Source organism: Gemmatimonadales bacterium (genome assembly GCA_036279355.1).
Taxonomy (GTDB): domain Bacteria; phylum Gemmatimonadota; class Gemmatimonadetes; order Gemmatimonadales; family GWC2-71-9; genus DASQPE01.
Genome location: DASUJH010000030.1, coordinates 1 through 6,151, shown reverse-complemented (window position 1 = coordinate 6,151; position 6,151 = coordinate 1). Strand labels below are relative to the sequence as shown.

5 protein-coding genes are annotated in these 6,151 nt (G+C 71.0%); 2 read left to right on the top strand and 3 right to left on the bottom strand.

All coding sequences use genetic code 11. From position 1 onward, the window contains the following. Window positions 1-118 precede the first annotated feature (118 nt). The 3 genes from VFW66_08585 to VFW66_08575 all read right to left on the bottom strand — a co-directional run bounded on the left by VFW66_08585 (window position 119) and on the right by VFW66_08575 (window position 3,475). The gene (locus tag VFW66_08585) at window positions 119-1,240 is read right to left on the bottom strand and encodes a hypothetical protein (GenBank protein ID HEX5386740.1); all 1,122 of its coding nucleotides are present in this window, start codon (window positions 1,238-1,240) and stop codon (window positions 119-121) included. A gap of 189 nt (window positions 1,241-1,429) precedes the next feature. Next, window positions 1,430-2,062 (bottom strand): hypothetical protein, encoded by a 633-nt coding sequence (locus VFW66_08580; protein ID HEX5386739.1) that lies wholly within the window; start codon window positions 2,060-2,062, stop codon window positions 1,430-1,432. A 90-nt stretch (window positions 2,063-2,152) separates the two neighbouring features. Continuing rightward, window positions 2,153-3,475, bottom strand: a complete 1,323-nt coding sequence (locus VFW66_08575; GenBank protein HEX5386738.1) for a hypothetical protein — start codon at window positions 3,473-3,475, stop codon at window positions 2,153-2,155. A 243-nt stretch (window positions 3,476-3,718) separates the two neighbouring features. Here VFW66_08575 and VFW66_08570 point away from each other — a divergent pair, with 243 nt between their 5' ends. Both VFW66_08570 and VFW66_08565 read left to right on the top strand, forming a co-directional pair. Next, entirely contained in the window at window positions 3,719-4,345 is a 627-nt protein-coding gene (locus VFW66_08570) for an ECF-type sigma factor (GenBank protein ID HEX5386737.1), read from the top strand. Beyond that, on the top strand, window positions 4,345-6,151 hold a 1,807-nt coding region (locus VFW66_08565), incomplete at its 3' end, for a serine/threonine-protein kinase (GenBank protein ID HEX5386736.1). The genes VFW66_08570 and VFW66_08565, both read left to right, overlap by 1 nt.

Below are 6,151 nucleotides of genomic sequence, written 5' to 3'. Positions count from 1 at the left end.
ATGCGCCATTGATCATTGATGGCGATCGGGCAATGTCACGCGGCACGTGACGCGCGTTAATGCGCCCGATCGTTCATTATCCGCCAGACGACCGAGTCGCGTCCGCCTGGCCCCGCGCTCATCCCCGCGTCTCGCCCCGATGTCTCGCCACGAACTCCCGCGCCCCCGGCGGCGTGAGCAGATCGTCCGCGATCCCCGCGATCTCTTCCGCATCTCGCCACGCCGCTTCCAGCGGGCCGATCTCCTCCTCCAGCGCGCGACGTTCTTCCTCCTCGTGCACCGCCATCTCCAGCGCGAGCCGCTCGTCGAGCCGCAGGAAGGGCAGGGCACCGTGGTCGACGGGGCCGGTCGCCCCCCACGCCCTGCGCAGCCCCCAGCGGCCGGTTGGCCAGCCGGTGCGCCGATAACGCGCGCGGCGCTCCGGGAAATCGCCGGTGCGCACGCGCGAGGTGCCGGCGAGCTCGGCGATGAATGCGTCGGGGCTGCCCGCTGCGGCAATGCGCTCCGCCGCCGCGCGCGTGGTCGCGATGCCTGCGCCCGCCGCGTTCACGCGCGTCAGGAGAATCCCGAGCGCGCGGCGGGCCGCATCGTGCGCGAGTTGCTGTGTGCCCGTCACGTGTCGCAGATTGAGCACCCACTCGGCGGGCGCCGCGCCCGGTGCGAGGTCCGTTTCCTGGAGGTTCACACCATAGACAGCGTACGGCCTCGCTCCGGAGCGCGGAACGTAGGTGGGGCGGAGATAATCACGATAGAACTGCGCGCTGTTCACGATCCACGCGCCCCCCAGCCACAGTGCCGGCAGTGCGACCGAAGTGAGCGCGGCCTCTCCCGCGCCCGCCACCACGCCCACGGCAGCGACGCCCGCCGCGGCCACGCCGGTGCCCACCCAGGTGACACGCCGGCGCAGGCGGCGGCGGAATTCGTTGCCGTATCGCCACGCCGCGAACTCCGGACGCAGCGGCCGTCCAATGCGGACGAGCTCGAGTCCCTCCCGCAGCTTCGTCAGGCCGATCTGCTCCGTCTGCGCGCGGAGCCGCTGTCCCCGAAACAACCGCTCACACTCCTCGATCGCTTCCCAGCGCTCCTCCAGTGGCGTCAGATTCCACCGCGCGCAATGCGCGCAGATGACCCAGAGCCGTCCCTTCTCGGCGTCGAACGCGAGTCGGCGGCCGATCGGGAAGTGCTCGATCACCTCGTTGTGGCCGAGGGAGCCGTAGCAGAAGAGGCAGGTGGAGTACATGGTGTGAGCGATGGCTCGCTGCTGTCACGGGCTTTCGAGGGTCTCCCGGCCGATAATGCTGCGTCGAACGGGTCCGCGGAAGCAGTCCACCACAGTCCGAGTCGGCCCCGCCCAGGATGGACGGGGCCGACTCGCACGCTCGCATTGATGCTGATGCCTCACGTCCGCACAGCCCTCCGCCGCCGCCTTCTACGACAACGCCGCGCAGACGTCTTCCTGCGTCCCGCTGATGCTCTCGAGCACCTCCTGCCCGCTGGGCGTGAAGGTCACCACCGCGCGCCCCGAATTGATGATCAGCTTGGGGCCGGCCGGGATGTCGGTGGGGAAGAAGAAGAGCTGCGTTGTGCCCGTGAGCACGAGCGTCGCCGAGCCGTCCACGTGGTACGTGAACGTGAGCGGACCGGGGAGGTTGGCCGTCATCGACTTCCCGTTGCTGGTGTTCGTCAATGTCTCGACGAACTGGCCCGTGATGCGCTGCGTGATGTCGCCGTTCTCGGCAGGTGGGTAGCTCGTCACCAGCGAATTGCTCTTGACGGTCTCGCCATGCACCCCGAAGGCGCACACGTCGCCCGGCGCGAAGTCGAGCACCGAGCCGGGGATCGGGAAGTGCTCCGGCTTGCCGGGGCCGCGGGACAGCGCGAACGCGGGCGGCGCGATCTGACGCGCAACCTGCGCGGTGGGCGCGGTGGGCGCGCTGTCGGAGCACGCGACCGCGAGTGCGGCGGCGCATGCACCGCCGAGGATGAACAGGATGTGCGCCGAGGTCCGCTTCGAGAAATGGCGAGCGATGGTTGTCGTGGGAAGTTCGTGTGAGCGTTGCATCGTACCCTCCAGGATTAGAAGAAGTGAGATCTGGTCCGGCCGTCCGTCGCTGCGCGGGCGTTCCCGCGCCCTCTCGTCCCCGCGTCCGCCCTACCGTCCGTGCGTCTGGAACCGCTTCTGGAACCGCCGCCCGAGCATCTCGCGCACATGTTCGGGGAGATGCACGCGCCCCTTTGCGCGCCGTGACGCATGCGCGATCTGACCCGCGCTTGCGTCGGGTGCCGGCGTCGCCAGGAAGGCGTGCACCTCGCCGGTGCTCGTCACGAGTGCCAGGCCGGCGATCTGCCCCCGGTCGTTGAGCGCGAAGGGGAGCATGACGTACAGCGGCGAGTCGGCCGGGAGGAGGTCGTTGATGTCCGTCATCACGCCGTGCTCCCAGAGGTAGCCGCGGCAGACGGCCAGGGTGGCGTCGCACGACGCGCCCACCATCTGGCCGCGATCGTTGATCTCGAACGGGGTGTTGGCCACGTCCGCGGGATCGGAGCTCATGACGCCGAGGTCGCGGATGCCGGTGGCCCGGGTCCACAGGAAGGGATGCAGACCGCCGGCGGAAACGCTGGCGCTGCCCACCACCTCACCCCGGTTGTTGACGTCCGCCGCCACGGCCACGCCGCCACCACCCAGGTCGCCGACGTTGATGGGCGTGCCGTGGTCCCAGAGAACGGCGTGTGGTCCCAGCGCGAAGCCGCCATACGTGGTGTTGGAGCACAGCCCCGACGTGCCGACGGCCTGGCCCCTGTCGTTCAGCCGAAGCGCTATTCCCACCTCGTCGCTTGGGAGCGGCGGGAGCTCGTGGATCGTCCCCCGATACCAGGCCACGGCCTGGAAGTGGCTCTTCTGCGGCGGGATGCAGGTGGCGTCGCGCGTGCCATCTTCCGCGACGCCGACGATCATCCCCGCGGTGTTGTCCATGAACGCCGCGGCATTGATGCCGCCAAGCGTGGGGAGCGCTGTCAGTGTTCCATGGCTCCAGACCGCCGCGCCGCAGACGAGGCCGGTGCCCAGCCCGCAGAAGTTCTCCTCGAGCGGGTCGCGCTCCCGCGTATCGGAGAGGATCGCGAGCTCCGCGCGCTCGGACCGTCCCGCCGCTTCGCTGTTCGGTCCGCCGAGCGTTCCGACGTCCGTGATTTTGCCATCTGCCCAGTACACCGCATGCTGAAGCTCGCCGGGCACGGTGGCTGCCCCGCTCACCCGGCCGGCGTCGTTGATGTCGTAGGCTATGCTGAAGGATCCACCGAGGGTGCCCAGATCGGTGATCGTGTAGTGTGACGGCTCGGTGGGGCGGGCGCCGGAGCGCGAGGCCGATGGGGTGATGAGTGGCGCGGCTGCCGGTGATGACGGCGCGTCGGTGCACGCCATGCTCAAGGCCGCGGCCGCCATGAGTGCGGCGACCTGCGCCCACTGGCGTGGCACGAATGGGGACATACGGGAAGCGCTGCGCATGGCGTGATCTCCTGCTCCGGGTCGACGGTACGGCGCGGCTGCATGGGGATGTTGCTCGGGCGCGGCGCCATCCGGGGTGGCGTGCCTGCCGTGTTGCCGCCCGGATCGGTCACCCGTATACTTGGATCGCGCGGGAGCGCCGCATCAGCAGACGCGCGGAATCCGCCGGATCGATGCAATGCCGCGCGGGGCTCGTTGCCCGGAGTGCGAGTGATGGACGAAGCGGCACGCGGGCGGGCGCAGGAGGCAGCCAAGCAGGAGATCGCCGAGGCGCTGGCGATGCTCCGCCGCGGAGCGCCCGATGGGATCGACCGGCTCATTCCACTCGTGTACGCGGAGCTGCGGCGCATCGCCCATCGCCAGCTCGCCGCCGAGCCCGCGGGCCACACGCTCTCCACCACGGCACTGGTCCACGAGGCGTATCTCCGCCTGTCCCGGCAGACGCGCGCCGAATGGACGAGCCGCGCGCACTTTTTCGGTCTTGCCGGACGCGTGATGCGGCGCGTGCTCGTGGACTACGCCCGCCGCCACCAGGCCGCGCGGCGAGGCGGCCCGCGCCTGCGGCCCGTATCACTCGAGGATGCCGAAGCGCTCGGCGACGGTGACGCCGACGCGCTGGCCGTCGCCACGCGCAGCGATGAGCTGCTCGCGCTGGACGAAGCGCTCGAGCGGCTGGCATCGGTTGACGCACGACTCGCGCGCGTGGTGGAGTGTCGTTTCTTCGGCGGGCTCACCGAGGGCGAAACTGCCGAGGTGCTCGGCGTGTCGCAGCGGACCGTGGCGGGTGACTGGGTGATGGCGAAGGGATGGCTCTACCGGGCGCTGCGCCCGGAGGAATGATGAGCGAGCCCGAGCGGCCGCCACGGGGGGATCGCGACACGCCGGCGTCGGCGCGGCGACGATGGGCCGCGGTGCGCGCCACGGTGGAAGCGGCGCTGGAGCTGCCGCCCGAGGCGAGGGCTGACTTCCTCGACCGCGCCTGCGGGGACGACGCGGCGCTGCGCGCGGAGGTCGAGGCGCAACTGCGCGCGTGCGAGCGCGCGGCGGAGTCGCCGGATTTTCTCGCCGAGCCGGCCTCGGCGTTTGCCGCACCGCTTCTTATGAGTCTCGCTGATGGAGATCAGGTCGCCGGCACTGAAGCGATGGCGGCGGCGGGCGAGCCTGACGCGAACGTGCCGGAGGCGCTCCGCGCCGCGCTGGCGGGGCACTACGACGTGGAGCGGGAGGTGGGGCATGGTGGCACCGCCACTGTCTACCTGGCCCACGATCGCCGGCATGCGCGGCCGGTGGCGCTCAAGGTGTTCGACCCGGTGCTCGGCGCCGCGATGAGCGCCGAGCGCTTTCTGCACGAGATTCGCATCACCGCCGGCCTGACGCATCCACACATTCTGCCGCTGCACGATTCGGGTGAGGCGGCGGGCCTGCTGTACTACGTGATGCCGTACGTTGAGGGGGAGACACTCCGCGAGCGGCTCGCGCGCGGGGAAGCGCCGTCCATGGAGGCGGCGCTGCGACTCCTGCGCGAGGTGGCGAGCGCGCTCGCGTACGCGCACCGGAGCGGCGTGGTGCACCGCGACATCAAGCCGGCGAACATCCTCATCCAGGACGGCCATGCCGTGGTGGCCGACTTCGGCATCGCGCGCGCGGTGAGCAGGGCTCGCGCACCGCGGGCGCCCGTGGGATCTCCCGATGCTGCCGCGGGCGGAGGAGAAGACGGGGGCGCCACGCTCACCGGAGAGGGGACCACGCTCGGCACGCCCGCCTACATGTCGCCCGAACAGGCGCGCGGCGACGCCACCGTGGACCACCGGGCCGATCTGTACGCGCTTGGCGTGGTGATGTACGAGTTGCTCGCCGGCGCGCATCCGTTCGGAGCTCGCCCGCCGAAGGAGCTCATCGCCGCGCACATCGCGGAGGCGCCGCCGCCGCTCTCGGCGCGCCGCCCCGATGTGGCGCCCGCGCTCGCCGCGCTCGTGATGCGCTGCCTCGAGAAAGATCCCGCGGCGCGCCCGCAGTCGGCGGAGGACGTCGTGGCGGCGCTCGATGCCGCGCGCCCCGCTGGCGAGGGTGCGGGCACGCGTGCATCGCGTCGTCTGTCGACGCGGGCGGTCGTGGTTCTCGTCGCGGTGGTGGTTGCGCTGGTGACCGCTGGCGCGCTGCTCACGACGCGCGGCTTGGAGGCTCGACATCAGGCGGCGACGACCGCCGCGGCGACCCCGACCGGGACCGGGGCGGGCGGCGCGCGCAACCTGTCCAGCATCCACCGAGTCGCGGTGCTGCCGTTCGTCAATACCGGCGGCGCCTCGGCCGACGACTACTTCAGCGACGGGCTCACCGACGAGCTGGCCCACGCGCTCGCGCACCTGCCGGGGATGCAGGTGGCGGGGCGCACGTCGAGCTACTCGTTCAAGGGGAAGTCCGCAACCGCGCGGGAGATCGGCCGGGCACTCGGCGTCGACGCGCTCGTCAATGGGACGGTGCGGCGCGCGGGTGACCGCCTGCGCGTGACCACGCAGCTGGTGAGCACGGCCAACGGTACCGTGCTATGGGACAGCATCTACGAGAGCCCCTCGCGCGATGTCTTTGCCGTGCAGGATGAGTTCACTCGTGCCATCGTTGCGGCGCTCGCGCCCTCGCTCGGCGATC

Excerpts from the sequence above, each read along its gene's own strand:
- VFW66_08580 (HEX5386739.1), bottom strand. The coding sequence starts at position 2,062 with ATGCAACGCTCACACGAACTTCCCACGACAACCATCGCTCGCCATTTC.
- VFW66_08585 (HEX5386740.1), bottom strand. The coding sequence starts at position 1,240 with ATGTACTCCACCTGCCTCTTCTGCTACGGCTCCCTCGGCCACAACGAG.
- VFW66_08570 (HEX5386737.1), top strand. The coding sequence starts at position 3,719 with ATGGACGAAGCGGCACGCGGGCGGGCGCAGGAGGCAGCCAAGCAGGAG.